1 protein-coding gene is annotated in these 762 nt (G+C 41.2%); it reads right to left on the bottom strand.

Translation table 11 applies throughout. The features are described 5' to 3' along the window. A partial coding sequence (locus KVT27_RS23375; RefSeq protein ID WP_217582048.1) for a phage tail family protein occupies positions 1-762 on the bottom strand: 762 nt, incomplete at both ends.

The raw sequence follows: 762 nt of genomic DNA, 5'->3' as shown, positions 1-762 counted from the left end.
TAAATTCGCACCCACTTCTAATTGTAAAAAGGTACTTGGTGCGAAATCGATTTTACGCATGATTGGACCATCCACATTACTCACAGCTTTCTTTTTCCCTTTTGTTGTATCGATGGTGATAATTTCTCCAGCAACCATTGTTTTGTTTATCTTTAGATACTCTTGCGTAACTACGTTTATTATTCTAGGGTTCTTCGCCTTACCTAATGCTCTAATCTGCACCTCTATACCTGTAGCAATATGCCCCTCATTTGTAATCTCAGTGATTAAAGACGGTGTTCGATGGCTGAACTCCATGCCACTGATCGGAATTTCAAATGGCATCTCAAAAGCCGGTACCCATACAGCGATATCGTCCTGTCTTTTTTCTTTAAAGAAGAAAGGATCCGCACAAAGTAAATGAATAAACGTTTTTTGAAATCTCTCTCCACGATTTTCTACACCATCAGGTGATAAGGGCACGTTTTCTAGCACAGCTTTGATCCGCACGCTCGTGTAGTCATTTTCATAACGTAATACGCCTTCACCTAGTGCCGGGTTCATAATACGAGCCAACATAGACCTGTATTCTGATACTCGCTCGTAATTATCACCCTCTATCAAGACTTCAGCCTCTATTTCTCTTTCTTCTAGCAGCGTCCCGATATAGCAAGAAACATGCCTATATGCAGACTTCTGTGTTTGCGTAGCTGCTTTTACATCACCTAAACCTGAAACTATTACTAATGAACAAGGAGCCCGATTACCGAGCTCCACGCTTTC

This window comes from Lysinibacillus sp. GbtcB16, assembly GCF_019091145.1.
Classification (GTDB): domain Bacteria; phylum Bacillota; class Bacilli; order Bacillales_A; family Planococcaceae; genus Lysinibacillus; species Lysinibacillus fusiformis.
Note: the sequence above shows the minus strand (reverse complement) of the source record. Positions and strands in the feature narration are given on the sequence as shown.